Source organism: Methylobacterium sp. P1-11, assembly GCF_008329595.1.
Lineage (GTDB): Bacteria > Pseudomonadota > Alphaproteobacteria > Rhizobiales > Beijerinckiaceae > Methylobacterium.
The window spans coordinates 150,312-175,637 of sequence record NZ_NPKS01000002.1 but is presented as its reverse complement, the minus strand read 5'-3'; the positions used below and the strand labels follow the sequence as shown (position 1 = coordinate 175,637).

28 protein-coding genes and 2 pseudogenes are annotated in these 25,326 nt (G+C 74.8%); 25 read left to right on the top strand and 5 right to left on the bottom strand.

The annotated features are described in order from the left end of the window. Positions 1-414 precede the first annotated feature (414 nt). Entirely contained in the window at positions 415-1,392 is a 978-nt protein-coding gene (locus tag CIW48_RS03000; RefSeq protein ID WP_149308923.1) for a hypothetical protein, read from the bottom strand. 30 nt (positions 1,393-1,422) lie between these two features. Between CIW48_RS03000 and CIW48_RS02995 the strand changes: the two genes are divergently transcribed. From CIW48_RS02995 to CIW48_RS02985, 3 genes are all read left to right on the top strand, one after another. Then, positions 1,423-2,610, top strand: a complete 1,188-nt coding sequence (locus CIW48_RS02995; protein WP_149308920.1) for a phage portal protein — start codon at positions 1,423-1,425, stop codon at positions 2,608-2,610. Between the two features lie 276 nt (positions 2,611-2,886). Next, on the top strand, positions 2,887-3,399 hold the full coding sequence (locus CIW48_RS02990) for an HK97 family phage prohead protease (protein WP_149308918.1): 513 nt from the start codon (positions 2,887-2,889) through the stop codon (positions 3,397-3,399). A gap of 25 nt (positions 3,400-3,424) precedes the next feature. Continuing rightward, positions 3,425-4,717, top strand: coding sequence for a phage major capsid protein (locus CIW48_RS02985; protein ID WP_149308916.1), 1,293 nt, complete (start codon positions 3,425-3,427; stop codon positions 4,715-4,717). A 141-nt stretch (positions 4,718-4,858) separates the two neighbouring features. Here the strand turns inward: CIW48_RS02985 and dps are convergent, their stop codons facing one another. The 3 genes from dps to CIW48_RS02970 form a co-directional block, all read right to left on the bottom strand. Next, positions 4,859-5,404, bottom strand: a complete 546-nt coding sequence (gene dps, locus CIW48_RS02980; protein ID WP_091775184.1) for a DNA starvation/stationary phase protection protein Dps — start codon at positions 5,402-5,404, stop codon at positions 4,859-4,861. A 111-nt stretch (positions 5,405-5,515) separates the two neighbouring features. Then, positions 5,516-6,424, bottom strand: a complete 909-nt coding sequence (locus CIW48_RS02975; protein WP_149308914.1) for a trypsin-like serine protease — start codon at positions 6,422-6,424, stop codon at positions 5,516-5,518. 113 nt (positions 6,425-6,537) lie between these two features. Beyond that, on the bottom strand, positions 6,538-7,287 hold the full coding sequence (locus tag CIW48_RS02970) for a trypsin-like serine protease (RefSeq protein ID WP_149308912.1): 750 nt from the start codon (positions 7,285-7,287) through the stop codon (positions 6,538-6,540). Between the two features lie 25 nt (positions 7,288-7,312). On the opposite strand from CIW48_RS02970, the gene CIW48_RS02965 reads away from it, so the two are divergent. The 13 genes and pseudogenes from CIW48_RS02965 (at position 7,313) to CIW48_RS02905 (ending at position 18,323) form a co-directional block, all read left to right on the top strand. Then, positions 7,313-7,876 (top strand): phage head-tail connector protein, encoded by a 564-nt coding sequence (locus tag CIW48_RS02965; RefSeq protein ID WP_149308910.1) that lies wholly within the window; start codon positions 7,313-7,315, stop codon positions 7,874-7,876. A gap of 23 nt (positions 7,877-7,899) precedes the next feature. Continuing rightward, entirely contained in the window at positions 7,900-8,253 is a 354-nt protein-coding gene (locus CIW48_RS02960; protein WP_149308908.1) for a head-tail adaptor protein, read from the top strand. Beyond that, positions 8,250-8,678 (top strand): DUF3168 domain-containing protein, encoded by a 429-nt coding sequence (locus CIW48_RS02955; RefSeq protein WP_149308906.1) that lies wholly within the window; start codon positions 8,250-8,252, stop codon positions 8,676-8,678. The genes CIW48_RS02960 and CIW48_RS02955 overlap by 4 nt, the downstream gene beginning before the upstream one ends. A gap of 10 nt (positions 8,679-8,688) precedes the next feature. Next, positions 8,689-9,099 carry a phage major tail protein, TP901-1 family gene (locus tag CIW48_RS02950; protein WP_149308904.1) on the top strand — a complete coding sequence of 137 codons (411 nt, stop codon included), beginning with the start codon at positions 8,689-8,691 and terminating at the stop codon, positions 9,097-9,099. 5 nt (positions 9,100-9,104) lie between these two features. Continuing rightward, positions 9,105-9,437 carry a gene transfer agent family protein gene (locus tag CIW48_RS02945; RefSeq protein WP_149308902.1) on the top strand — a complete coding sequence of 111 codons (333 nt, stop codon included), beginning with the start codon at positions 9,105-9,107 and terminating at the stop codon, positions 9,435-9,437. A 56-nt stretch (positions 9,438-9,493) separates the two neighbouring features. Then, a pseudogene (locus CIW48_RS02940) lies at positions 9,494-9,658 on the top strand (phage tail assembly chaperone); the annotation flags it as partial. A gap of 9 nt (positions 9,659-9,667) precedes the next feature. Next, complete coding sequence (locus CIW48_RS02935) at positions 9,668-10,240, top strand: phage tail tape measure protein (RefSeq protein WP_149308898.1); 573 nt, start codon at positions 9,668-9,670, stop codon at positions 10,238-10,240. A 40-nt stretch (positions 10,241-10,280) separates the two neighbouring features. Further along, positions 10,281-10,922, top strand: a complete 642-nt coding sequence (locus tag CIW48_RS02930) for a DUF2460 domain-containing protein (protein ID WP_149308896.1) — start codon at positions 10,281-10,283, stop codon at positions 10,920-10,922. A gap of 14 nt (positions 10,923-10,936) precedes the next feature. Further along, positions 10,937-11,812, top strand: coding sequence for a DUF2163 domain-containing protein (locus CIW48_RS02925; RefSeq protein WP_149308894.1), 876 nt, complete (start codon positions 10,937-10,939; stop codon positions 11,810-11,812). Continuing rightward, positions 11,809-12,264 (top strand): annotated as a pseudogene (locus tag CIW48_RS02920) (NlpC/P60 family protein); the annotation flags it as partial. The gene CIW48_RS02925 and the pseudogene CIW48_RS02920, both read left to right, overlap by 4 nt. Positions 12,265-12,437: 173 nt before the next feature. Further along, positions 12,438-12,833: a hypothetical protein gene (locus tag CIW48_RS02915; RefSeq protein WP_149308892.1), complete on the top strand. Its 396-nt coding sequence runs from the start codon at positions 12,438-12,440 to the stop codon at positions 12,831-12,833. A gap of 305 nt (positions 12,834-13,138) precedes the next feature. Further along, positions 13,139-17,035 carry a glycoside hydrolase/phage tail family protein gene (locus tag CIW48_RS02910; RefSeq protein WP_149308890.1) on the top strand — a complete coding sequence of 1,299 codons (3,897 nt, stop codon included), beginning with the start codon at positions 13,139-13,141 and terminating at the stop codon, positions 17,033-17,035. Positions 17,036-17,066: 31 nt separating this feature from the next. After that, positions 17,067-18,323 carry a DUF2793 domain-containing protein gene (locus CIW48_RS02905; protein WP_149308888.1) on the top strand — a complete coding sequence of 419 codons (1,257 nt, stop codon included), beginning with the start codon at positions 17,067-17,069 and terminating at the stop codon, positions 18,321-18,323. A gap of 22 nt (positions 18,324-18,345) precedes the next feature. On the opposite strand, the gene CIW48_RS02900 is transcribed toward CIW48_RS02905, so the two are convergent. Continuing rightward, the gene (locus CIW48_RS02900) at positions 18,346-18,906 is read right to left on the bottom strand and encodes a GDSL-type esterase/lipase family protein (RefSeq protein WP_246695104.1); all 561 of its coding nucleotides are present in this window, start codon (positions 18,904-18,906) and stop codon (positions 18,346-18,348) included. Between the two features lie 79 nt (positions 18,907-18,985). Between CIW48_RS02900 and CIW48_RS02895 the strand changes: the two genes are divergently transcribed. From CIW48_RS02895 to ccmI, 9 genes are all read left to right on the top strand, one after another. Then, entirely contained in the window at positions 18,986-19,507 is a 522-nt protein-coding gene (locus tag CIW48_RS02895; RefSeq protein ID WP_246695103.1) for a phage tail tip lysozyme, read from the top strand. 66 nt (positions 19,508-19,573) lie between these two features. After that, the gene (locus CIW48_RS02890) at positions 19,574-20,098 is read left to right on the top strand and encodes a hypothetical protein (RefSeq protein WP_149308886.1); all 525 of its coding nucleotides are present in this window, start codon (positions 19,574-19,576) and stop codon (positions 20,096-20,098) included. Positions 20,099-20,149: 51 nt separating this feature from the next. Further along, the gene (locus tag CIW48_RS02885) at positions 20,150-20,509 is read left to right on the top strand and encodes a hypothetical protein (RefSeq protein ID WP_149308884.1); all 360 of its coding nucleotides are present in this window, start codon (positions 20,150-20,152) and stop codon (positions 20,507-20,509) included. Between the two features lies 1 nt (position 20,510). Then, entirely contained in the window at positions 20,511-20,726 is a 216-nt protein-coding gene (locus CIW48_RS02880) for a hypothetical protein (protein ID WP_149308882.1), read from the top strand. 197 nt (positions 20,727-20,923) lie between these two features. Continuing rightward, on the top strand, positions 20,924-21,295 hold the full coding sequence (locus CIW48_RS02875) for a PepSY domain-containing protein (protein WP_149308880.1): 372 nt from the start codon (positions 20,924-20,926) through the stop codon (positions 21,293-21,295). A 35-nt stretch (positions 21,296-21,330) separates the two neighbouring features. Further along, positions 21,331-22,008, top strand: coding sequence for a response regulator transcription factor (locus CIW48_RS02870; RefSeq protein ID WP_012321897.1), 678 nt, complete (start codon positions 21,331-21,333; stop codon positions 22,006-22,008). After that, positions 22,005-22,190, top strand: a complete 186-nt coding sequence (locus CIW48_RS02865) for a hypothetical protein (RefSeq protein ID WP_246695102.1) — start codon at positions 22,005-22,007, stop codon at positions 22,188-22,190. Before CIW48_RS02870 ends, CIW48_RS02865 begins: the two co-directional genes overlap by 4 nt. Positions 22,191-22,205: 15 nt before the next feature. Beyond that, on the top strand, positions 22,206-23,624 hold the full coding sequence (locus CIW48_RS02860; RefSeq protein ID WP_149308878.1) for a sensor histidine kinase: 1,419 nt from the start codon (positions 22,206-22,208) through the stop codon (positions 23,622-23,624). Between the two features lie 186 nt (positions 23,625-23,810). Further along, entirely contained in the window at positions 23,811-25,298 is a 1,488-nt protein-coding gene (ccmI, locus tag CIW48_RS02855; protein WP_149308876.1) for a c-type cytochrome biogenesis protein CcmI, read from the top strand. Positions 25,299-25,326: the final 28 nt, after the last annotated feature.

Sequence of the window (25,326 nt, the reverse complement as noted above, 5' to 3'; positions counted from 1 at the left end):
TATACACAATGTCGTGCGCCAAATCTGTAGCGATCCGGACACGGCGTGCCGTCCTGTGATGGGAATCCCCGCCGCAATTCTACGTATTGCACGGCGGCGACGGGCGGATCGGGGCACATATCTGGAGCGCTGCAGGCGAGCCTGAGCCGAGAGGCACATGTCGGGGGCGGCCAACCCGGAACCGCTGGCCGTGCCGATTCTGGCGCGTCGGCGTGTCTGGATCCCCGGTTCCGCTGCGCGGCCCGGGAATGGCGGGGAAGCGGCTGCGCAGGCTCGCGGGAGCGCACGGCAGACGGAATCGGGCAGCGGAGGAAGGGGACGCCTGGGCTCGGTGCGGTGACGCATTCGGGCGCCCGCGTCCCGTCCGTCGGACCCTCAATCGGTTCTTCGGTCCGGACAATATAGAACAGGCGGTCACGGTGGCGCGGTCAGGCTCCGCAGGGCGGCCCGCACGTCGGCGAGGGCGCCGACCAGGGCGTAGCAGGCGAAATCATGCGAGCCGGCGGCGGCATTCGCCACCCGGAAGCGGCAGCTCAGGCGGCTCGCACCGGGCTCGGCTTCGACCGCGAAGCCGGGCCGCGGCCCGGCGGGCTCCTGTTCGGGCGGGCCCGGGGCCCAGACCGCCAGGGCGTGCGAGCCTTCGGGCGTCGCCAGGATGACGGGATCCGGCCGCGCGCCCGGTCCGGGATCGAGGGGCGCGATCGCGCCACTTGCCGGGTCGAAGCGCCAGGCCGTCGAGAATTCCGCCGGCACGGTGGCGGCGAGGGGTTCGAGCCGGAGCGCCGCCGCAGGCTCGGCCAGGTCGAAGCGGGTCTGCACCTCCACGGCGTTGCCGAGGCCCGGCAGGCCGAGGGCGATCCGCTTGTGCAGGATCACCGCCGGGACCGCGGTGGCCGCCGCGCCTGTCGGGCAATCCGAGGGGGGCTCGTCGGCCGGATCGGACGGCCCGTCCCAGGCCATGCGGGTCTCGGTCTCCGCCCAGCTCCGTCCGGCGCGCAGGGTGCGGAGCCGGCGGGCGGCGGGCTCGCCGGTGGCGTCCTGCGGAGTTCCGGCTTCGCTCGCCCGGCGGCAACCGGTCCCGGTGCCGACCTCCGCCCGCGCCTGCAGGGCGTCGCCCGGTTCCGTATCAGCCAGGAAGGTGACGCCGTCCCAGGTCAGGGTGTCCACCGCCCCGGCGACCCGCCGGGACAGGCGCAGGCTGATCTCCGACCGTCCGAAGGGGCGCGCCAGGATCAGGGTCCCGTCGGGTTCCGGCCAGACGGGGCCAGGTGCGGGCGCATCGCCTGCCCAGGCCGATGCGGCGAGGAACGCCGCGACGAGGCCGCCGAGACGGGCTGCGCGGGAGCGCGCCCGGAACCACGTCGGGGGCCGTCTGGGGAACCGGGGCTGCATCGCGTGACCATAGCTCAGGAACGGACCGGCATGTCGACCCTCCTCGAACGACTGGCACGGGTCGCGCGCCGCGCCACCCGCGGCCCGGTGCTCGCCACCAAGGCCGCCGCCCCGGCCTTCGCCCTCTATGCCGACGGCCGGGCGAGCTGGACGCCCCGCGACCCGGCGGCGCTCGCCCGGGCCGGCTATCAGGCCAACCCGGTGGTCCACCGGTCGGTGCGGCTCGTCGCAGAGAGCGCCGCGCGCCTGCCGCTGATCGCCACCGGCTCGGGGGCCGAGCGGGCGGGGGACCTGCTGGCCCTGCTGGCGCGGCCGAACCCCCGGGAGAGCGGCACGCATCTCTTGGAGACCGTCTATGCCGACCTCCTGCTCACCGGCACGGCCTATCTGGAGGCGGTGAGCCTCGACGGACGGCTCGCGGCGCTCCAGACCCTCCGGCCCGGCCGCATCCGGATGCTGCCGGGCCCGGACGGCTGGCCGGCCGCCTACCTGTACACGGCGGGCGGCCGCAGCCGCCGGTTCGATCTACCCGAACCCGGAGCCGCCGTGGCGCCGATCCTGGCGCTGGCGCTGTTCCACCCGGAGGACGAGGCCGGCGGTCTCGCCCCGATCACGGCGGCGGCCGCGGCCCTCGACATCCACAACGCCGCGAGTGCCTGGAACAAGGCGCTGCTCGACAATGCCGCACGGCCGTCCGGGGCCCTGGTCTTCGCCGGGGCGTCGCTCTCCGAACCGCAATTCGACCGGCTGAAGGCTGAGCTGGAGGCGAACTACCAGGGCGCCGCCAATGCCGGCCGGCCGCTGCTGCTGGAGGGCGGGCTCGACTGGAAGCCGCTGGCGCTCTCGCCGCGGGACATGGATTTCGTCGAGGCCAAGAACGCGGCCGCCCGGGAGATCGCGCTGGCCTTCGGCGTGCCGCCGCTGCTGCTGGGCCTGCCCGGCGACAACACCCACGCCAACTACGCCGAGGCGAACCGCGCCCTCTACCGCCAGACCCTGATCCCGCTCGCCGCCCGCACCGCGCAGGTGCTGGCCGGCTGGCTGGAACCCGCCTTCGGCGCGATCGACCTGGAGCCGGACCTCGACCGGATCGAGGCGCTGGCCGTCGAGCGGGAATCCCTCTGGCGCCGGGTCCAGGCCGCCGACTTCCTGTCGGTGGCCGAGAAGCGGGAGGCCGTGGGCTACCCGCCCGCGATGCCGCGGGCGCCGGATGCCTGAGCGGGCCCATCCTCCCAGCCCGTCTGCGCCTCGGGGAGAGACCTCGCTGCCTCGACGCCGGCCTCCCATGGATCCGCATCGTCATTCCGGGCGCCGCGAGCGAGCCCGAACCCGAAGGGGCACGCCGGAGGCGGGCAACCCAACGCACCGTCGCTGCGAGGCCTGCCGCCGCGGCGGGTCGGGATGACGATGCCCGCCAGCGGCCTTCGGCTCGTCCGCGGCGGGAAAGCCGCCGGTCCGTCCCGCACGACCCGTTCCGCATTCGAGGATCCCGCCATGGACGGCCATTTCACCGGCTATGCCAGCGTCTTCGGCGTGCCCGATCTCGGCCGCGACGTGGTGGTGCCCGGCGCCTTCGCGTCGAGCCTTGCCCGGCGCGGCGCGGCGGGCGTGCGGCTCCTGTTCCAGCACGATCCCGCCGAGCCGATCGGCCGCTGGCTGTCCCTCCGGGAGGATGCACGCGGCCTGTTCGCGCACGGACAGCTCAACCTCGCGGTGCAGCGCGCCCGGGAGGTGGACGCGCTGCTCCGCGGCGGCGGCCTCGACGGGCTGTCGATCGCCTTCCGCACGTTGCTGGCCCGGAAGGGCGCCGGCGGCGACCGCCGGCTCCACCAGGTCGACCTCTGGGAGATCTCGCTGGTGACCTTCCCGCTGCAGCCGGGGGCCAGGGCGAGCCCGAGCCCTGCGCCGGATCCCCAAGCCGACGCGATCCGCGGCCTCGCCGGCCTGATCGCTCCGCTCCGTCCCGCGACATCCGCCGTCCGGCCTCAGCCGGCCGCGCGGCCCTGACTTCCACCCCGCCGACGAGGCCCCGATGCACGCCCAGACCCCGTTTGCCGATCCCGCCTGCGCGACCACCCGCGGCCTGCCCGCGCTGGAGAACAAGGCCGCCCGGCCCGACGACGCCCCTGTCCGCTCGGCCCTCGACGAACTCGCCGCCGCCTTCGCGGCGTTCAAGGAGACGAACGACGCCCGGATCGACCAGATCGAGGGCCGCCTCGGCGTCGACGTGGTCACTGAGGAGAAGCTCGCCCGGATCGACGCGGCCCTCGACGCCGCCCGCACCCGCCTCGACCGGATCGCCCTGGAGCGGGCCCGGCCGCCCCTCGGGCAGCCGGACGCCCGGGAGACGGGGGCCGCGCACGAGCACAAGGCTGCCTTCGACCACTACGTCCGGGCCGGCGAGAGCGCCGGCCTCAAGCGGCTGGAGGCCAAGGCGCTGTCAGCTGGGTCCGGGCCGGATGGCGGCTATCTCGTCCCCGACACGATCGAGCGGACCGTGCTGACGCGCCTCGGCCAGGTCTCGCCGATCCGCGCGATCGCCAGCGTGCAGCAGATTTCGGGCTCCCAGTACAAGCGCGCGGTCTCGGTGGGCGCGCCGGTCACCGGCTGGGCCGCCGAGACCGCGCCGCGGCCCGAGACCGCCGCGCCGGCCCTGTCGGAGATCACGTTCCCCGCCATGGAACTCTACGCCATGCCGGCCGCCACCCAGACCCTCCTCGACGATTCCGTGGTGGATCTCGACGCGTGGCTCTCGGCCGAGGTGGAGACCGCCTTTTCCGAGCAGGAAGGCGTCGCCTTCGTGTCCGGCAACGGCGCCAGCCGCCCGCGGGGCTTCCTGAGCTACGACACGGTCGCCAGTGCCGCCTGGGTGCCAGGCAAGCTCGGCACGATCGCCACCGGGGCGGCCGGGGCCTTCCCCTCCGCCAGCCCGGGTGACGTGTTGTTCGACCTGATCTACGGGTTGCGGGCGGCCTACCGGCAGAATGCCGGCTTCGTCATGAACCGGCGCACCCAGAGCGCGATCCGCAAGTTCAAGGATTCGGAGGGCAACTATCTCTGGCAGCCGCCGCTCGCCGCCGGCCGCGCCGCGACGCTGGTCGGCTTCCCGGTCACCGAGGCCGAGGCGATGCCGGATCTCGCCAAGGACAGCCTGTCGGTGGCCTTCGGCGATTTCCGGCGGGGCTATCTGGTGGTCGACCGCACCGGCATGCGCGTGCTGCGGGACCCGTACTCGGCCAAGCCCTATGTGCTGTTCTACACCACCAAGCGCGTCGGCGGCGGGGTGCAGGATTTCGACGCGATCAAGCTGCTGAAATTCTCCTGAGCGGCCCCGGACACTGCCATGGCAGGCGGGTCAGGAGGGGCGGCCGCAGCCCGCGCACACGGAGAGGCCTAGCCCGGCCTCGCGGCCGGGCCTCTCCGTTCCTCGGGTGACGCCCCACCAACGGGCGGGGCGCCGCGGCCGTCAGCGGCCGGAATTGCCGTCGCGCAGCGTCCCGGTCGGCTCCTGCACGTGGGCCTCGAGGAACCAGAGGTGCTTGTCGACCGCCCGCGAGATCTCGGTGAACAGGTCGGCTGTGTCGGGATCGCCCGCCTCGTCGGTCTCGTCGATGTTCTGCCGCACGGCGTTGGCGTAGGCGGCGTAGCTGTCGATCAGCGCGGCGATATGGTCGGCGATCGCGTAGATTCCGGTCGGGTAGGCCGGAAGCTTGGTGCGCTCGGCGACCGCCTGGGTCGAACCGAAGGCCGTGGCGCCGAGCTGGACGGCGCGCTCGGCGACGCTGTCGTTCAACTCGTCGAGCTGGGTGCGGAACCCGTCGAGCATCTCGTGGACGCCGATGAATTGCGGGCCCTTGAGGTTCCAGTGGGCCTGCTTGATCGCGAGCGCCAGGTCGATGCCGTCGGCCAGCCGCGCGTTGAGAGCCTCGATCGAGACCTTCTTGGCGTTCGAATCGGTATTGTTCCGGGTCTTGTGGGTCCGGGGGGTGTTGCTGGTGCCGGTGTCGGCCATGCTCTCGCTCCGTGAGGCGGAAAGGTTCGGATTCGAAAGTGTCGATGCGGCCCCGGGTTCCCGTCGGCGCGCAGGATCCAGGGATGCGGACAGGTTCTGACTGGGACGGCCCTAACGGCGGCCCGGGCGGGCCATCCAGTCGGACCGGCCGCCGCGGGGCAGGGCCTCGCCGACCTGGATCCGCGACAGCTCCGCCGAGCGAGCGGCGATCCAGCCGGCATGCTCGGCCACCGGGGTCACGGCGGTGAAGCCGCCGCAGGCGGTCCGGCGCGCGCCCTGCTGCAGGGCGCCGCTCGACCAGCTCACGACGCCGACGATCCGGTAACCGCCCGGGCCGCCGGTCAGGATCGGACCGCCGGAATCGCCGAGACAGGCTCCGGCCCCCGAGGTCTCGGCCATCCGCCGCCGGTCGGTCACGACGGTGACCCGGTTGGCCACCTGCAGCGAGCCGATCGACACGAGGTGGGCGAGCCGCAGGATCCGCGCCGAGTTCCGCCTGTTCTCGGCCACCACACCGAAGCCCGCGATGTCGACGGGTTGGCCGTCGCTGATCGAGGCGGCGCCCCGTGGATCGAGGGGGACGTAGTCGTTGCCCAGGGGCCGTTCGAGCTTGAGCAGCGCCAGATCGACGCCGGGCTGGTCCTCGGGGGTCGTCCCGGGCACGAAATCCGGGTGCATGGTGGCGGCGATCACCGAGGTCCGCTGCTGGCGGAAGCCGCGATCGACGCTGATCACCGTGTAGCCGGCGGGCCGCATCACGCAATGGGCCGCGCTGAGCACGAGATCCGGGGCGATCAGCGTCCCCGAGCAGATCTCACCCTCGGTGCTCTCGATCCGCACCACGAAGCTGCGCGCGCCGTTCGGGTCGCGCGTCGTCGTGCCGTTGATGACCGCCGCCGCGGGCGCGGGGAGAAGGCCCGACAGGGCGCCGAGCAACGCCGCGCCCAGCAATCCGGCCCCCAGTCCGCCGCGTAGGCTGTGCTCGCGGAAACCGGCCTTTCGGATCGGGCGAGGGGACATCGGGAACTCCGGGCGCGCGGCCTGCGCGGATGTGGGGCGCCGGACGCGGATGCGGCGCGGGTTGAGCCTAGAGCAAGGCAAGTGCCCGGCCAAGCTGAGGTTCCCTGCCGGCGCTACTCCGACCAGCGCGCGGACCGGCCCCAGCCGCCGAGCACGCGGTCGATCCAACCCCGCTGCGGGCCGACCAGGACGCCCTGGGTGAGCCCGCCGCAGGCGCCGCCGATCCAGGCCGACAGGGCCAGCACGGCCCCGTCCGGTCCTGCGATCGGGCCGCCGGAATCCCCCTGGCAGGCGCCGCCGCCCGCGCCCTTCAGCCAGACCAGGATGCGGCTCGGCCCGTAAGGCTCGATCACCGGCAGGCCGAGGCTGCGATAGGTGCCGGTGGAGCGCGGGTCGCCGGGCTTGGCCGCGCCGTAGCCCGACAGGGTCAGGATCTCGCCCGCCCGTGCCGGGGCGGCGCTCAGGGTCACGGGCGCGAAGCGCGCCGGCAGCGGCGTCGCGGTGCGCAGCAGCGCGAGATCGATCGAGCGCCGCCGGGCCGCCGCCGCGCCGGCATCGAAGCCCGGATGGAGCGCCTGGGCGGCGACGTCGACCAGCACCGGCGCGCCGGCGGCGTCGCGGAAATGGACGCGGTGCTCCCGCGCGTCGGCCAGGCAATGGCCGGCGGTGAGCACCGTGTCGGGGGCGAGCACCACGCCGGTGCAGACGCCGCCCTTCGACGACAGGACCATCACGGCCCCGCCGGCCGGCGCCTCGGTGCCGCCGACGATCGCCCGCGCCGGGACGGCGGAAAGCCCCAGGCTCGCCGCAAAGACCGCCGCCAGCGCGGCGCGGCGCGCCGTTCGGCGCTTCGAGATCGGCATCGGACCACCTGCAGAGAGACGCGCGATGATCCCGTTACGCATCGAGGCCGCCGCCGTCGAGCCGGTGAGCGTGGCCGAGCTGCGCGCCTACCTGCGCTTCGACTCCGACGCGGGCGCCGACGAGGACGGGCTGCTCCAGGCGCTGATCAGTGCGGCCCGCGCGAGCCTGGAGATCGAGACCCGCCGGACCCTGATCCCGGGCCGCTACCGGATCGCCCTCTCCGCCTGGCCGCCCGACGGGCAGGTGCCGCTGCCGCTGAGCCCGCTGGTCGGGCTCCTTCGCGCCGGCTTCGCCGAGTCTCCAGGGGACGTCACCGACCTCGCCGCAGGACTGGTGCGTCTCGGCCCCGATCCGGGCGAGGCACCGTCCCTGCTGGTCGACCCCGCGGCGCCGGATCCCGCCGGCCGCACGATCCTGATCGAGGTCGCCGCGGGCTACGGCGGCGACGGGCCGCCGCTCCCCGAGCCCCTGCGCCTCGCGATCCTGCGTCTCGCCGCCGCCCGCTACGAGCGTCGCGGCGACGAGCCCGACGCCGCGCGCACCGACGCCGCCGGCCTCGCCGCGCCGTTCCGGCGGCTGCGGCTGTGATGCCCGTTCCCGGAGCCGTTCCGATGGCGTTCTCGTCGAGCCACGCCCCCCTCGGCGCACGCCGCCGCCGCTTCGTGCTCGAACGGCCCCTGGAGGAGCCGGACGGGTTCGGGGGCGTGCTGCGCCGCTACGTGGCCGGCCCGGTCCTGTGGGGCGCCATCGCCCCGGCGGGCTTGGTCGACCGGCCGGCCGGCGGCCGCACCGACACGCTGCCGGCCTACCGCATCACCCTGCGGAGCCGGGCCGACCTCGACCCGACCATGCGCCTCGCCACCGGGCCCCGCCGCTTCGCGATCCGCGCCGTCACCGAGCCGGATGGCCGGGGCCGCGACCTGATCTGCCACGTCGAGGAATTGCCCCGGGAGGGCCGGTCATGAGCGATCCGAGCCCGCTCCTGGCGCTGCGCGCCGGTCTGATCGCCCGCTTCGCCGCCGACGCCGCCCTGGCCTCCCTGCTGGGCGGGCGCGTCCGGCTCTACGACGAGCCGCCCCGGGGCTCGCTCCCGGTCTACGCGCTGTTCGGCGACGCCGAGATCACGGACGAATCCGTCGACGGCGCCGAGCGCCACCGACACAGCCACGCGCTCGTGGTGATCGCTCAGGCAGGCTCGGTGCGCACGGCCCTCGACGCCGCGGCGCGGATGGCGGCGCTGCTCGCGGACGCCCCGACGCCCCTCGTCCTGCCCCTCGCCGGGTGCCGGCTCGTCACCCTGCGGGTGCGGGCCGTCCGCGCCCACCGCGACGCCCGGACCGGCGAGGCCCGGGCGAGTCTGACAGTCGAGGCCGTCACCGAGAACCTGTGAGGAGGGTGCGATGGGCGCGCAGAAGGGGAAGGACCTGCTGATCCGGGCCGGCGACGGCGCGGGTGGCTTCGTGGCGGTGGCGGGCCTGCGCAGCCGCCAGATCACCCTCAACGCCGAGACCGTCGACGTCACCAACGCCGATTCCGCCGGGCGCTGGCGCGAATTGCTGGCCGGGGCCGGGGTGCGGCGGGCCGCGATCGCCGGCTCGGGCGTGTTCCGCGACCAGGGTTCGGACGCGCGCCTGCGGCTGCTGTTCTTCGAGGGCGCCGTCGAGGCGTTCCAGATCGTGATCCCGGCCTTCGGGATCCTGGAAGGGCCGTTCCAGATCGCGAGCCTCGAATACCGGGGCGACCATGCCGGCGAGGTGACCTTCGACATGAGCCTCGAATCCGGCGGCGCCGTCGCCTTCACGGCGGCCTGAGCCCCATGGCCAACCGCATCCGCGGCGAGGTGCTGCTCGCCCTCGGTGGGCAGCGCTACACCCTCTGCCTCACCCTCGGCGCGCTCGCCGAGCTGGAGGCAGCGCTCCAGGCCAGCGATCTCGCGGGCCTTGCCGCACGTTTCGCGGGCGGGCGCGTCTCGGCCCGCGACCTGATCGCCCTACTCGGCGTCGCCCTGCGGGGCGGGGGCCACGACCTCGACGACGCAGCGGTGGCGCGGCTGCCGCTCGCGGGCGGGCTCGACGCCGTCTCGACCGCCCTGGGCGACGTCCTGGCGGCGGCCTTCGGGGAGGCGCCGGGCCCGGCAAACCCTCCCTAGAGCCGGACGCGGGGGCCCCGTCCCCGCATCCGGCTGCGGGCACCTTCCCATGGGACGACGCCCTCGCCCTCGGCCTCGGCATGCTGGGCTGGCGGCCCCGCGACTTCTGGTCGGCGACGCCGCGCGAATTCGCCGCCGCGCTGGGCCGGCGCGCCGGGCCGGAGCCCCTGACCCGCGCCGCCTTCGCGCGGCTGCTGGCCGCCTATCCCGATCCGACATGAGGCATCGTCATGGCCGAGAGCGAGACCGACCCGCAGGCCGACGACCGGATCCGGCAGCTCGAGACCCTGGACCGGCTGGCGCAGAGTTTCGGCCGCAGCCTCGACACCGCGCTGACCCGCGGGGCCGCGTCCGGACGCAGCCTCGACGGCGTGCTCGGCACGATCGGGGCGCGCCTCGCCGGCGTGGCGACGCGGGCGGCGGCCGGGCCGATCCAGTCGGGGGTCGCGGGCCTCATCGGCGCGATACTGGGCTCGGGCTCGGAGACCGGCTTCGCCCGGGGCGGCGTGTTCCGAGGCGGCCGCGTCCAGCCCTTCGCCGCCGGCGGAGTCGTGGCCGCGCCGACCTACTTTCCCATGGCGGGCGGCACCGGCCTCATGGGCGAGGCCGGGCCGGAGGCGATCCTGCCCCTCGGCCGCGGGCCGGACGGCCGCCTCGGCGTCGCCGCGGGCGGCGCCTCGGCCCGGCCGGTCTCCGTGACCGTCAACATCGCGACCCCGGATCCGGGGGCTTTCCGCCGCTCCGAGGCACAGGTGACCGCGAGCCTCGCTCGGGCGGTGGCGCGCGGCCAGCGGGCGACGTGAGCCTGTCCGCTGCCGCCTCGATCCAACCACCGAGTGTGCCATGGCCGATGACTTCCACGAGGTGCTGTTCCCCCTCGACGTGTCCCTGCGTGCCGGCGGCGGTCCGCAGCGGCTCACCGAGATCGTGACCCTGGCCTCGGGTCGGGAGCACCGGAACGGCCGCTGGGCCGATTCCCGCCGCCGCTACGACGCCGGGTTCGGGATGCGCGGCCTCGACGCCCTGCACGCGGTGCTGGCCTTCTTCGAGGAGCGGCGCGGGCGGCTCTACGGCTTCCGGTTCCGTGACCGGGTCGACGGCCGCTCCGGGCCGCCCGGCCGGCCGATCGGGCCCCTCGATCAGCCCCTCGGCACCGGCGACGGCACCACGACCGCCTTCCCGTTGATGAAGACCTATGGCGCCGGCTTCGCCCCTTATCGCCGCCGGATCGCCAAGCCGGTGGCGGGCAGCGTCCGGGTGGCCGTTGCTGGCCGGGAGATCGAACCCGGCGCCTTTGCGTGCGACCCGACCACCGGCCTCGTCATCTTCGCATCCGGCCAGGCGCCGCCCCGGGGCGCCGCCGTGACAGCGGGCTTCGCCTTCGACGTGCCGGTCCGCTTCGACACCGACGCGCTGACCATCGATCTCGCCGCCTTCACGGCCGGAGAGATCCCGAAGGTGCCCCTGGTCGAGATCGTGCCCTGAGGAGGCGGAATGCCATGCGCGACATCCCCGAGGCCTTCGCGGCCCATCTCGCGGGCGGCGTGACCACGCTGTGTCGCTGCTGGTCCCTGCGGCGGCCGGACGGGCTCGCCCTCGGCTTCACCGACCACGACCGCGACCTGACCGTCGCGGGCCTCGTCCACGCCGCCCGCACCGGGCTCGAGGCGGCCGAGGCCAGCGCCGAGCTGGGCTTCGCGGTCTCCGGCGGCGACGTAGCCGGGGCGCTGAGCAGCCTCGGCCTCACCGAGGCGGACATCGCCGGCGGCCTCTACGACGGCGCCGCGGTGGAGACCTGGCTGGTCGACTGGACCGCGCCCGAGACCCGGCTGCTCCTCGACGTCGCCACGATCGGCGAGGTGCGCCGGGACGGGGACGCCTTCGTGGCGGAGCTGCGCGGCCTCGCGCACCGGCTCGGGGCCGAGCGGGGGCGCACCTACCGGGCAACCTGCGGCGCCGATCTCGGGGACGGGCGCTGCCGGGTGGACCGCGCCGCGTGGGCGATCACCGGCCGGGTGACCGGCGTGCCGGAGCCGGCCACGCCCGCGGCGACGCTCGCCGGTTCCTTCGCGGACGGCCTGTTCACCGGCGGGCGGCTCACCTGGATGGCGGGCGCCAATGCCGGGCTCGCGGCCGATGTGCGCCTCCAGCTCGGGCCGCTGATCGAGCTCTGGACCGTGCCGCCCCGGCCGGTCGCCGCCGGCGACCGGTTCAGCCTCACGGCCGGGTGCGACAAGCGCCTCGCCACCTGTCGCGATCGCTTCGCCAATGCGGCCAATTTCCAGGGCTTCCCGCACATGCCCGGCAACGACGCGGTGATGCGGGCGGTGCCGGGGTCCGACCACGTCCTCGACGGCGGGAGCCTGTTCCGATGAGCGCGATGCGGCGGGCTATCGGCGCGGCGGCGCTCGGCGAGGCGCGGCTGTGGCTGGGCACGCCCTACCGGCATCAGGCCTCACTCCGCGGCGTCGGCTGCGACTGCCTCGGGCTCTTGCGCGGGGTCTGGCGCGGGCTCTACGGCGCCGAGCCCGAGGCCGCGCCGCCCTACAGCGCCACCTGGGCGGAATCGGCCGCCCCCGGCACGGACCCGCTCACCGCGGCGGCGGCGCGCCATCTCGTGCCGGCGCCCGATGCGCCCGCGGCCTGCGCGCCGCGCGCGGGCGACGTGCTGCTCTTCGCCTTCCGCCGCCACCTGCCGGCCCGGCACTGCGCCATCGCCACCGGCGACGGCGCGATGATTCATGCCCACGACGGCGCGGTGGTCGCCGAGGTGGCGCTGACCGCGTGGTGGCGGCGGCACCTGGCGGGGGTGTTCCGGTTTCCGGAGGTGGCCGGATTTGCGGAGGGTCCGGAGCAGGATTCGTCGGTCGTCGCCAATCGACGGCACCACGCGCCGCCGGGCTTCGCGGACGAGACAGGTTCCGACTTCACGTCTAGCTTGGGGCGGCCGCGTCAGCAGGCCTGGGAGGAGGGCGCCCAGGCTGCGAGAAGGCGCGGCCGATGGATGGTGCCCTGATCCCGTGGGTCGATATGCGGATCTGCCTCAAGCCAATCCTGCTCTGGCTCATCCCTGCGCTGTCTTCGATCGCGGCGCATGCCCGGCCGGTGGATCCCGCAATTCGATGCGGCTCTTCGGACGCTCGGATCGCCCGAAAGCAGGCCGAGCTTCCCGCCGGAATAGCGAGGGCGTTGCCAGGGCGCATGGCGGATCCCGGCGAGCCGTTCCTCAGAACGGATGTCATTGGTCCCGGGCAGGAGCGCCTGCCATGGATGCGTCTGATCTGCGGCTATCCGACGTCGGACGGTTATGTCGTCCGGTGGGAGCGGGGCGGCCGCGGCTACGGGGTCGGTGACACCCGCTTCCGGAAAACTCCGACCGGGTTCGTTCCTGATTGAGGGACGGGCTCTGGACGGTTGATGCCTCCAGGACGTCGCGGCGTTCGATCCTTGACCCCGCGCTGCCCGCGTTGCGGTCGCCGCGACGGGCGGGTCGATGCCGAACAGATGGATCGCGCCGCGCCCCGGATCCGACACGCGGGCTCGCGGAGGTCCCAGGGTCCGCGCGGCTTCAGCTTCTCCGAGCCCCCAGCGGTCGCGGCGATCCTGAACAGGGATGGCGCAGCGCCACCGAGAGCCCGATGCGTCGGCTCGCCCGATGAAGCCCACCCGAGATCCGCATCGGACTGCCCCGGAGCCCCGCCATGGCGACGCTGATCCTGTCCTCGGCCGGCGCGGCCCTGGGCACCGCGCTGGGCGGCCCGATCGGGGGCATGCTCGGGCGGGCGCTCGGATCCGTGGCGGGCGCGGCGCTCGGCGGCGCGCTGTTCGGCTCCGGGCGGCACACCCGCTTCGTCGAGGGGCCGCGGCTCGCCGACGTCAGCGGGCTCACTTCTACCGAGGGCGACCCGGTCCCCCGCGTCTACGGCCGCGCCCGGATCGGCGGCACCCTGATCTGGGCGACGCGCCCGCTGGAGGTTGCCAACACTGCGGTGGCGCGCGCCGCCGCTCCGGCCAAGAGCCTGGGCGGCCAGAAGACCGTGACCACCCGCTACGCCTATTTCGCCAATCTCGCGGTCGGCCTGTGCGAGGGCGAGATCGCCTGCGTCCGCCGGATCTGGGCGGACGGCAAGGAGATCGACCAGGCCCGATTGAACCTGCGGGTCCATACCGGCGGCCCGGACCAGGCGCCCGACCCGCTGATCGTCGCCAAGGAGGGGCCTGAGAACGCCCCGGCCTATCGCGGCCTCGCCTACGTGGTGTTCGAGTCCCTGCCGCTCGCCGATTTCGGCAACCGCGTCCCGCAATTCGCCTTCGAGGTGATCCGCCCGGTCAACGGCTTGTGCGGCCGGGTCCGCGCCGTCGACCTGATCCCCGGGGCGAGCGAATTCGGCCTCGATCCGGACCGGGTCACCGTCGATCTCGGCCTCGGCCGGACCGAGGCCGCCAACCGCCACCAGCTCCAGCGCGCCACCGATGTGATCGCGTCGCTGGACGCGCTCCAGGCGCTCTGCCCGAACCTGCGGCGGGTCGCCGTGGTGGCGACGTGGTTCGGGTCGGATCTGCGGGCCGGGTCGTGCCGAGTGGTCCCAAAGGTGGAGGGCCGCAGCAAGCGCGCCCTGCCGGCAGACTGGCGCGTCGCCGGGATCGGCCGCGCCGAGGCCGAGATCGTCTCGCTCCTGCAGGACGGCAGCCCGTCCTACGGCGGGACGCCGTCGGATGACGGGCTGACCCGGCTCGTGGTGGAGCTGGTCCGCCGCGGCCTGGAGGTGGTGCTCTACCCGTTCGTGATGATGGACGTGCCGGCCGGCAACGCGCTGCCCGACCCGCACGCGCCCGGCGCCGCGCAGCCCGCCTATCCCTGGCGCGGCCGCATCACCTGCGATCCCGCCCCCGGCCACCCGGGAAGTCCGGACGGGACCGCCGCGGCCGACGCGCAGGTCGCGGCCTTCTTCGCGGGCGGGTACCGCGACGCCGTCCTGCACTACGCCGACCTCGCGGCCGGCTGGGCCGCCTCGGGCGCGCCACTCGCGGCCTTCGTGATTGGCAGCGAGCTCGTCGGCCTCACCCGGGTGCGCGGCGAGGCCGGCTACCCGGCGGTGCGGGCCCTGCGTGACCTCGCCGCCGCACTCCGCGAGCGCCTCGGCCCGGCGGTCACCCTGGTCTACGGGGCGGACTGGACCGAGTACGGAGCCCAAGTCGGCGAAGGCGGCGCGACGGTGCGCTTCCCCCTCGACGACCTGTTCGCCGATCCCAATATCGGCGCCGTCGGGATCGACTGGTACCCGCCGGTCTCGGACTGGCGCGACGAGCCGGACCACGCCGACCTCGCGGTCACGGGCGACATCGCCGAGCGCGCCTACCTCAAGGCGCGCGGCACCTCTGGCGAGGGGTTCGACTGGTACTACGCCGACGCGGCCGGGCGCGCCGTCCAGGACCGCAGGCCGATCGAAGATGGGGCCTACGGCAAGCCCTGGCTCTACCGGCCGAAGGACCTCGTCGCGTGGTGGTCGAACCCGCACGTGGAGCGCGACGGCGGCGTCGAGACCCGCACCACCGCCTGGGTACCGGCCGGAAAGCCGATCTGGCTCACCGAGATCGGCGTTCCGGCGGTGGACAAGGGCACGAACGGCCCCAACGTCTTCCCGGACCCGAAATCGTCCGAGAGCGCCTTCCCACCGGAATCCCGTGCCCTGCGGGACGAGCTGATCCAGCTCCGCGGGCTGGAGGCGGTGATCGCCCGGTTCGACCCGGCCGCGCCGGGCTTCCGGGAGGCCGACAACCCGGTCTCGCCGGTCTATGGCGGCCGCATGGTCGATCCCGACGGGATCTTCGTCTGGGCCTGGGACGCGCGGCCCTTCCCGGCCTTCCCGACGGTCCGGGGCGTCTGGGCCGACAACGCCAACTGGCGGGTCGGCCATTGGATCACCGGGCGGATCGAGGGCTGCGACCTCGACCTGCTGGTCCTGAGGATCCTCGCGGATTTCGGATTCGACGCGCCGGTCTCCGTGGAGGCCGCCGCCTATCTCGACGGCTACGTGATCGACCGGCCGCTCACGGCGCGCGGCGCGCTCGAGACCCTGGCGCAGGTCTACGGCCTCGACGTCTCGGCGGTGGCCGGGACTTTGCGCCTGCGCGGCCCGCGCCGGGATCGGCCCGTGATGCTGGCCGAGGCCGACCTCGTCCGGCTGTCCGAGGACCGGCCGGTCCTGCATCAGGTCCGGGCCGAGGAGAGCGCCCTGCCGCGCTCCGTGGAACTCGGGATCACCGAGGCCGAGAGCCCGGATTACCGCCGCGCCACGGCGTCGGCCGTGCGGCCCGCCGGCCTGCGGCGACGGGAGGCCCGGATCGAGGCGGCGATCGTCACCCGCCGCGAGACCGGCGACGGGCTGGCCGAGGCGCTGCTCGACCGGCTGATCGCGGCCCGCGACAGCGCGGTGTTCACTCTGAGCCCGCGCCGGGTCGAGCTGGAGCCCGGCGACCTCCTGGCGGTGCCCGCGGACGTGCCCGGCGGCACGGTCCTGCGTCGGATCGACCGGATCGACGACGCGCCCACGGGCCGCCGGATCGAGGCGAGCGGCGTGCCGCCCCGGGGAGGGCCCGGGCGCGGGCTGCCCCGCCAGATGGCCCAGGCGGCGGTGGCGCCGCCCACGTTTCCGGGACCGCCGCTCGCCCTCGCCCTCGACCTGCCGGTCGACCGCGGCGACCCGACGATCCTCCAGTATTGCGCGGTGGCGGCCGAGCCCTGGCCCGGCGCGGTCGCGATCTGGCGCGCCGCGGGCGACGGGCCGCTCGCCCTGCACCGCATCGTCGACTATCCGGCCTGCCTCGGGCGCACCCTGTCGGCGCTGCCGGCCGGCCCGCTCTGGCGGATCCAGCGCGATGTGCATCTCGACGTCATCCTGCGGCGCGGCGCGGCCCTCGCGTCGATCGGGGAGGGGGCGATGCTGGCCGGGGGCAACCTGTTCGCCCTGCTCGGCGCCGACGGGGCCGTGGAGCTGCTCTGCGCCGCGCGCGCGGTCCTGACCGGCCCCGACACCTACCGGCTGTCCGGTTTCCTGCGCGGCCTCGCGGGCAGCGAGGCGGCGGCGGGGCGCGTCAGCCCGGCGGGGAGCCTGATCGTGCGCCTCGACGACGGCGCCGTGACGCCCCTCGTCGAGCGGCTCGACGAGGTCGGCCGCGCGTTCCGCTACCGGATCGGGCCGGCGGACAGCGATCCGGCCGATCCGGCCTTTACCGAGATCACCGCCACGGCCGGCCTCGCGGCGCTGACGCCGCTGCGGCCGGTCCACCTGCGGGCGCGGCGCGCGGCGGACGGGGTGCGGGTGCGGCTCTCCTGGATCCGCCGGGCCCGCCGCGACGGCGACGCCTGGGAACCGGCCGAGATCCCGCTCGACGAGCCAGAGGCCTACGCCGTGACGGTGTTGTCGGCGGCCGGCACGGCCCTGCGCGTCCTCCGATCCGCCGCGCAGCACTGTCTCTACGCGGACGAGGCGGCCGATTTCGGCGAGGCCCAGACGCATCTCGACGTCGCGGTGGCGCAGATCGGTCTGGTCGCCGGCCCCGTCTGCCGTGCCCGAATCCCCGTCCGCTCGGCCTGACCGCTCGACCGGACCGCCCAGGAGCTGCTCCATGTCCGACGCCACGCCCCATCTCGGCCTGCCGCTGATCGCCGCCAGCCAGGCGCAGAAGCACGTCACCCACAACGAGGCGCTCTCCCTCCTCGACGCGCTCGTTCACCTCGCCTGCCTGGACAAGGACCTCGCCGCGCCGCCCCCGAGCCCCGCGGAGGGCGACCGCTACCTCGTGGCCGCCGCCGAGCCCGGCGGGGCCTGGGCGGGGCTCGCGGGCCAGGTGGTGCGCTACGCCGACGGGGTCTGGACCGGCGCCGCGCCGCGGGCCGGCTGGCTCGCCTGGCTGATCGACGAGGCCGACCTCTACGTCTTCGACGGCGCGGCCTGGACGAGCCTCCGCCGAACGCTGACGGCGCTCCAGAGCGTCGGCCGCCTCGGGATCAATACGGCGGCCGACGCCACCAACCGTCTCGCGGTGAAGTCCGATTCCGCGCTCCTGACCTGGGACGACGCCACGCCGGGCACCGGCGACATGCGGGTCTTCGTCAACCGGAAATCCGCCGCCCGCGACGCCGCGCTGGTCTTCGAGACCGGCTACGCGGCGCGGGCGCTGCTGGGCACCCTCGGCAGCGACGACTTCACCCTGAAGGTCTCGCCCGACGGGGCCGCCTTCACCACGGCGCTCACGGCGTCGGCGCGGACCGGCGGGATCGACTTCGCCTCGGCCGAGACCGCGCTCGCGGCCGCTCCCACCACCGACGTCGGCGCGGCCGGCACGCGGCGGGTCCTCGTCACCGGCGCGGCGCGGATCGCGAGCTTCGGCCCCGCGGCCGACCGGGAGCGGTTCGTGCGCTTCTCCGGCGCCGCGACCCTGGTCCACGATCCCGAGGCGCTGGCGCTGCCGACCCGGGCCGATCTCGTCACGGCCCCCGACGACACCTGCATCGCCACCTCGGACGGGGCGGGCCGCTGGCGCGTGCGCCACTACCAGCGCGCCGACGGGACACCGCTCGCGATCGGCGCGCAGGTGCTCGGCGCGAACGGGTCGGTCCGACTCCCCGGCGGCCTGATCGCGCAATGGGGGCTCGTCACCGCCGCCGACGCGGATGTCGCGGTGGCGTTCGGCACCGCCTTCCCGGGGAGCTGCCTCGGCGTCTGGGCGCAGCCGGTCGCCGGCGCCGGCGACGCGCTCCACGGGGCGCAGGTCAGCGACGTGGCGGCGACCGGGTTCACGCTCCGCACCCGCCGCGCGACGGCCGGTGCCGTGGCGGGCGCCGGGTCGGTGCCGACCTACTGGCTGGCGCTGGGCGCGTGAGTGCCCGACCCCGCGGCCGCTGTCATTCCGGGACGGCCCCGAGGGCCCGCAGCATCGCCGGCTCCACGGCCGCGTAGCCCGCCCGGTTGAGGTGGATGCCGTCGTCGGTGAATTCCCGCCGGAGCGCTCCCTCGTCGGTCGCGAGCGGCGGACCGTAATCGACCAGGCGGGCCGGGCCTGCCGCGCAGTAGGCGCGCAGCCACCGGTTCAGGGCGCGGATCCGCGCCACCGGCCGCAGCTCGGGGCGCCAGCCCCGGAAATCGCTCGGCATCACGGCGCCGATCGTGAGCGGCAGCCCGGCCGCGAAGGCCATCCGCCCCATGGCCATGATGTTCCCGGCGATCGCCCGGTCCGTTACCGGGCCGCCGATCTCCGCGATGTCGTTGATCCCGCACATCAGATGCACGCCGCGGGCGCCGGCCGCATCCCGCAGGAAGCGCGCCCGGATCTGCCCGCTCGTCTCCCCCGGCACGCCCCGGGCCACGAAGCCGTGGCGCGCGAAGGTCTCGGCCCGCACCGCGCCCCAGGCGGCGGTGATCGAGTCGCCGATGAACACGAGCGGCCGGTTCTGTCCGCGTCCCACGCTTCCCCCTCGGCACCGCCCCCGGCGCGGGCCGCCTTAGCCCGGCGCGGTCGGGGAGGCCAGTTTTCGGAGCACGCCCATGCCCAGGCCCATGCCGCCTCTCGCCCCGGCCACCCAGGAGCCCTTCGCAGCCGCCTGCCGTCGCCTCGGCCCGCGGCTGATGCGCGACCTCGGCCTGAGCGACGTTCAGGCCGCCGGGCTCCTGGGCAATCTCGGCCACGAGACCGGCGGGTTCCGCCGGCTCCAAGAGATCGCCCCCGCGGTGCCGGACTCTCGCGGCGGGTGGGGGCTCGCTCAGTGGACCGGGCCGCGACGCGTCGCCATGGAGGCGTGGTGCCGGGCGCGCGGGCTCGATCCCGCCGACCCCGAGGCCGGCTACGGCTATCTCTGCGCTGAGCTGCGCACCACCGAGGCGCCGGCCCTCGCCGCCCTGCGGGCGGCGGCCACCCTCGCTTCCGCCACCGAGACGGTCTGGCGGCGCTACGAGCGGCCCGGGATCGTCGCGGCCGCGCGCCGCCTCGCCTGGGCCCGCCGGGCCCTCGAAGCCCTTCGGTCCGTCCCCTCCGAGACGGCACCGGCCCTTCGACCGGGGCGGTCCTGACCCGCCCCGGTCCACGCCTTCCCGAGCCGGCCGGGTTCGCCGCGCGCACAGCCACGGAGATCCACGATGATGCACCGTATCCGGGCGGGCCTCGCCCTGGCCTGCACGAGCCTGCCGCTCGCCGCCTTCGCCGATCCGGCCTGCGCCGCCGATTCGGCTCCGGGCCTCGCGATCCCGTGGGGCGACTGGCTGGTCGGCCTGCTCCAGCCGGTCACGGCCATCCTCGTGCCGCTTGCCGCCGCCGCCGTCACCGCCGGCGTCGCCCGGGTCGCGCCCTGGGCCGCCTCGGTCCTCACCCGCGACCGGGTCGAGGCCGCGATCCGCGCCGGGGCCGAGTTCGGCCAGAACGCCGTCGCCGGCGCCGCCCGCGGTCGGACCGTCAGCGCCGATCTCGGCGCCGCGGTGGTGGCGGCCGGCGCCCGGCACGTGCTCGCCACGGCCCCGGCGCATGTCGTGCGGACGGCGGGCGGTCCCGAGGGCGTGGCCGCGCGGATCTTCCGGGCGCTGCCCCTCGATCCGCAGGCGAGCGCCGCCAACGTCCTCGCCCCGGCGCTGACGCAGCTGCGGGAGCCCGACAAGCGCCGGGCCTGACGCCGGACCGCCCCGGCGGTGCAGGGGGGAAGGACGACAGGGATCGACGCCATGAAGCCCCTTCGCACCGCAACCCGCAGGTCCACGCCCGGCGCGGTCGTGCCCCCCGAGGGGGAGGCCGGTCCCGGGGTCGTCCTCGGGGGGCGGCCCCGGACGAACCGCTTTCCGCCGGTCTGGCACGCGTGGTTCGCCCGCCAGACCGAGCCGCGCCTCGCCGCCCTCGACGAGCTGGTCGACGAGCATCTCGAGCGCCGGGCGCTGCGCCGCTACCTGCGCCGGCTCAAGCACGCGACGGTGTTCGCCTTCGTGGGCGCGGCGGCGGCCGCACACTGGTTCTCGGACCAGATCGCGTGGCTCGCCGCGCATATGCCCGCTCTGCGGGCCCTCTGGACGCTGGTTACGGGAGCGTGAGATGCGCCTGCGCTGGAACAGGGTTCTCGACCGGGCGTGGCTGGCCCTGACGGCGGCCGCGGCGATGACGGTCGCCGTCCACGAGGGCGGTGCGTTCGGGCGGTGGGCCTGGACCCTCGGGTCCGGCGGCGCCGCATTGGCCGCGCCGGCGGGCCCCGGCGGGGCCATCCCGCCGGCCCGCGCCGCCGCGGCCTGCGGGTCCGTGCCGTCGCCGTGAGCGCGGCCGACACGCCTGTGCGAAGCGGCTCGCGGCGTGGAACCGGGCGCCACCTCGGCCGTCATGTCGGCACGATGCCGTGCGCCACCGAGTCAACCGCGAAAGGAACGTCCGGCCCGCCGCCAGCAACCGAGAGCGGCGACCCACGGCTACGTATTCAGGACGCATTCAGTGCACTGGGCGCACATCGTCGGCCAATGCGCTACGCCATCGCCCTCGTCGCCATCAGCCTGACCGCCGCGGCGCTCGCCGCAGGCGGCCTCGGCTCCATGGCCGATGACGGGCCGGCCCCCCAGACGGGTGCGGTGTCCGGCCAGGCGCCGCTGCGGATCGAGAGCTGCCTGTCCCCCGCCGACCTGCGCGAGGAGGTCGGCGAGCGGCGGGTGATCCCGCCGGTGGCGGCGATCCGCGCGGCCCGCACGGTGATCCCCCGGGCCGAGATCCAGCGGGCGAGCCTCTGCCGTCACGAGGACGGCCTCGTCTACATGCTCACCGCCTTGCGCCGGGACGGGCATTTCGTGCACGTGATCGTCGATGCGCGCACCGGCAGCGTGGCAGGACAATATTGAGCGGGCGCCGAGACCGTTTCGGAGGGGAGTGAGCCGTGCGTCTGCTGGTCGTGGAGGATGACAAGGACATCAACCGCCAGGTCGTGGCCGCGCTGGAGGAGGCGGGCTACGTCGCCGACAAGGCCTATGATGGCGAGGAGGGCGGCTATCTCGGCGAGAGCGAGCCCTACGACGCCATCATCCTCGACATGGGCCTGCCCAAGGCCGACGGCGTCACGGTGCTGCAGAAGTGGCGCCGGGCCGGCGTGAAGACGCCGGTGATCATCCTCACCGCCCGCGACCGCTGGTCCGACAAGGTCGACGGCTTCGATGCCGGCGCCGACGATTACGTCACCAAGCCCTTCCACATGGAGGAGTTGATGGCCCGGGTGCGTGCGCTGCTGCGCCGGGCCGCCGGCCACGCCACCAGCCAGATTGCCTGCGGGCCCGTGACCCTCGACACCCGCTCCGGCAAGGTCTTCGTCGACGGCGCGCAGGTGAAGCTGACGAGCCACGAATACCGGCTGCTCTCCTACCTGATGCACCATACCGGCCGGGTCGTGTCCCGCGCCGAACTCACCGAGCACCTCTACGACCAGGATTTCGACCGGGATTCGAACACGATCGAGGTCTTCGTCGGGCGCCTGCGCAAGAAGCTCGCGGTGGACCTGATCCAGACCGTGCGTGGCCTCGGCTATCTGGTGGATCCCAACCAGCCGCCGGCTCGGATGTGAGGACGGCCGCCCGCCCCACCGACGCGGCCCTGCGGGTCGGCCTGCCGTCGGGCATCCTCACCGCCGACGCCGCCGTGACCCGCGACAGGGACGGCTGCCGGGCCGAGCGCGGCGCCTTCTTCCGCACGGCGCGCCCGCTGTTGCGCGGCGCGGTGGTCTACGATGCGGCGGCGCCCGTCTGAGCGACCGACGCATCCATGATCGATCTCATCGGCCTCTTCTCCCTGCGCCGCCGCTCCATCGCGGTGCGGCTCGCCGTGTCGGCGTTCCTGTCGAGTTCCGCGATCCTGCTGATCGCGGCCTGGATCCTCACGACACTCTACCGCGAGAACACCGAGCGGGCCTTCGACAGCCGGCTCCTCGTCTTCGCCAACAACCTCGCCACCGACCTCGTCTCGCCCAACGATCCCGAGAGCCGGACCTTCTCGCTCGGAGATCCGCGCTTCGACCTGCCCCTGTCGGGCTGGTACTGGCAGGTCAGCAAGCCGGACGCGAAGCCGCGCGACGTGCGGACCTCCCGCTCCCTTGTCGGCGTGCCGCTCCCGCCCGCGACCGATTCGGACGGCAAAGTCGGGGTCGGGCAGATCCGCCAGGGCTACGGCAAGGGCCAGGACGGCCGGCTCCTGCGGATCATGGAGCGCGATGTCGATCTCGGTGAGGAGGGCCGCTACACGGTCCGGGTCGCGGGTCCCGCCGACGAGATCGTCAACGACGTCGACCGGTTCCGGAACTCGCTGACCATCACCTTCGGCCTGCTCGGCCTGTCGCTGGCGATCACCACCCTGCTGCAGATCCGGTTCGGCCTCGCGCCGCTGAAGAAGATGCGTGCGGCTCTGGGCGCCGTGCGCCGGGGCGAGGCCGACCGCATCACCGGCACCTATCCCCGCGACATCGCCCCGCTCACCGGCGAGGTGAACCTCCTGATCGAGACCAACCGCGAGATCCTGGAGCGTGCCCGGACCCAGGTCGGCAACCTCGCCCATGCCCTGAAGACGCCGCTGTCGATCATCGTCAACGAGGTCGGCGCCTCCGATGCCCCGGAGGAGCTCGCGCAGAAGATCCGCGAGCAGGCCGCGGTCATGCGCGACCAGGTCAATTACCACCTCGACCGGGCCCGCGCCGCGGCGCTCGCAGGCACGCTGGGCACCTCGACCGAGGTCGAGCCGGCTTTGGCCGGCCTCGTGCGCACCTTCGGCAAGATCTACCGGGACAAGGACATCGCCTACGACGTCCACGTTCCCCCCGGCCTGCGCTTCCGCGGCGAGCGTCAGGATTTCGAGGAGATGGTCGGAAACCTTGTCGACAACGCCTCGAAATGGGCCCACGGCCGCGTGGCGATCCGCGCCGAGGCGGTCAACAAGAACGATTATCCCCACCTCGTCGTCGCCATCGAGGATGACGGTCCCGGCCTGCCGCCGGAGGCCCGCCAGGCCGTGCTCGGCCGCGGGCGGCGCCTCGACGAATCGAAGCCCGGCTCCGGCCTCGGCCTGTCGATCGTGGCCGATCTCGCCGCCCTGTACCGGGGGCGCTTCACCCTGGAGCAGGCGGCGCTGGGCGGATTGCGGGCGGTCCTCGAGGTGCCGGGCGACCTGCCGGTCGGCACTGCGACCCACTGAGCCTCGGCGCTGCGGCCGCGCCAGGGCCGGGAAGCCGGGCGCGGCCTCATGGCTGAGCCCAGGCCCTTGTCTTCGCAACAGAGTTGCGTGACACCGTGCCGCCGTCGGGAGGCGTCGTGGCGTCACGCTGCCGGCTCCCCGGCGCGGGGAGGGGCGGGCCGGTCCGGCTCGTTGGCGATAGGGTCCATGACGGCGATCTGGTTCATCCTGGCGGCCATGACCGCGGCGGCCGTCCTCGGCCTGCTCTGGCCGATGTCGCGGCGCGCCGCCGTGCCGACCGGCGAGGTCGGCGGCAGCGGGCTCGCCACCGAGACGGCGTTCTACGAGGATCAGGTCGCCGAGATCGACCGCGACCTGGAGCGCGGCCTGATCGCCCCGGACGAGGCCGAGACCGCCAAGGCCGAGGCGGCGCGCCGCCTGCTCCGGGCGAGCCGCGAGGCGCAGCGCGAGGCCGAGGATGCCGGCCTCGCCGACGCCGCGCGCCCGGCCGAGCCGCGCCTGCGCCGGCGGCGTGCTGCCTCGGCCTTCGCGCTCTCCACCATCCCGCTCGTGGCGCTGATCGCCTACGGCCTCTACGGCTCGCCAGAGGTGCCGGCGCAGACCGAGGCCGACCGGCAGGCCGCCCGCGGGGGCGCCGACGAGCTGATGAAGGCGGTCGGGCAGATCGAGGCGCGTCTCGCCCGCGATCCGAACGATGCTCGCGGCTGGGCGGTGCTGGCGCCGGTCTACATGCGCACCGGCCGCTTCGATGATGCCGCGCGCGCCTACGCGAACATCGCGCGGATCAAGGGCGAGACCCCCGACCTCCTCGCCGACCAGGCCGAGGCCCTCACGGCGGCCGGCAACGGCACTGTCTCGCCCGAGGCCAAGGCGCTGTTCGAGAAGGCCCAGGCCAAGGATCCGAACGCGCCCAAGCCCCGCTTCTATCTGGCCCGGGCGGCCGAGCAGGCCGGCGATACCGGTGAGGCGATCCGCCAGCTCACCGAACTCGACGCCGCCAGCCCGCCGAACGCGCCCTGGCTCGGCATGGTCAAGCAGAGCCTCGCCCGCCTCAAGGGCGAGCCGCCGCCGCCCGCGACGCCCCAGGCCGCGCCCAAGCTCCCCGCCGAGCAGCAGGCGGCGATCCGCGGCATGGTCGACGGGCTCGATGCCCGGCTCAAGGCCGGCGGCGGCACCCCCGACGAGTGGCTGCGCCTGGTCCGGTCCCGGGTCGTGCTCGGCGAGCACGATCAGGCCGCTTCCGCCCTGGCCCGTGCCCGCATCGCCCTCGCGGGTGATCCGCAGGGGCTCGCCCAGGTGGAGCAGGGCGCCCGCGCCGTCGGTCTCGGCGGCGAGGGCGAAACGCCCGGGTCGACCGAATCGGGACAGGCCGGACCGGCCGCGCCGGCCGAGAAGGACACCGCGATGGCGGCCATGCGCGCCATGCCGCAGGCGGAGCAGCAGGCGGCGATCCGCGGCATGGTCGACGGGCTCGACCGGCGCCTCGCCGCGCGGGGCGGCACGCCGGACGATTGGCTGCGCCTCGTGCGCTCCTACAGCGCTCTGGGCGAGCGCGATCAGGCGGTCAAAGCCCTCGACCGCGCCCGGATGGCCCTGGCCGCCAACGGCGAGGCGGTGGCGCGGCTCGACGGCTTGGCCCGCGAGCTGGATCTGCCCGGCAAGGCCAATCCCTGACGCCACATGGTCGCCGCCGCTGGACCGC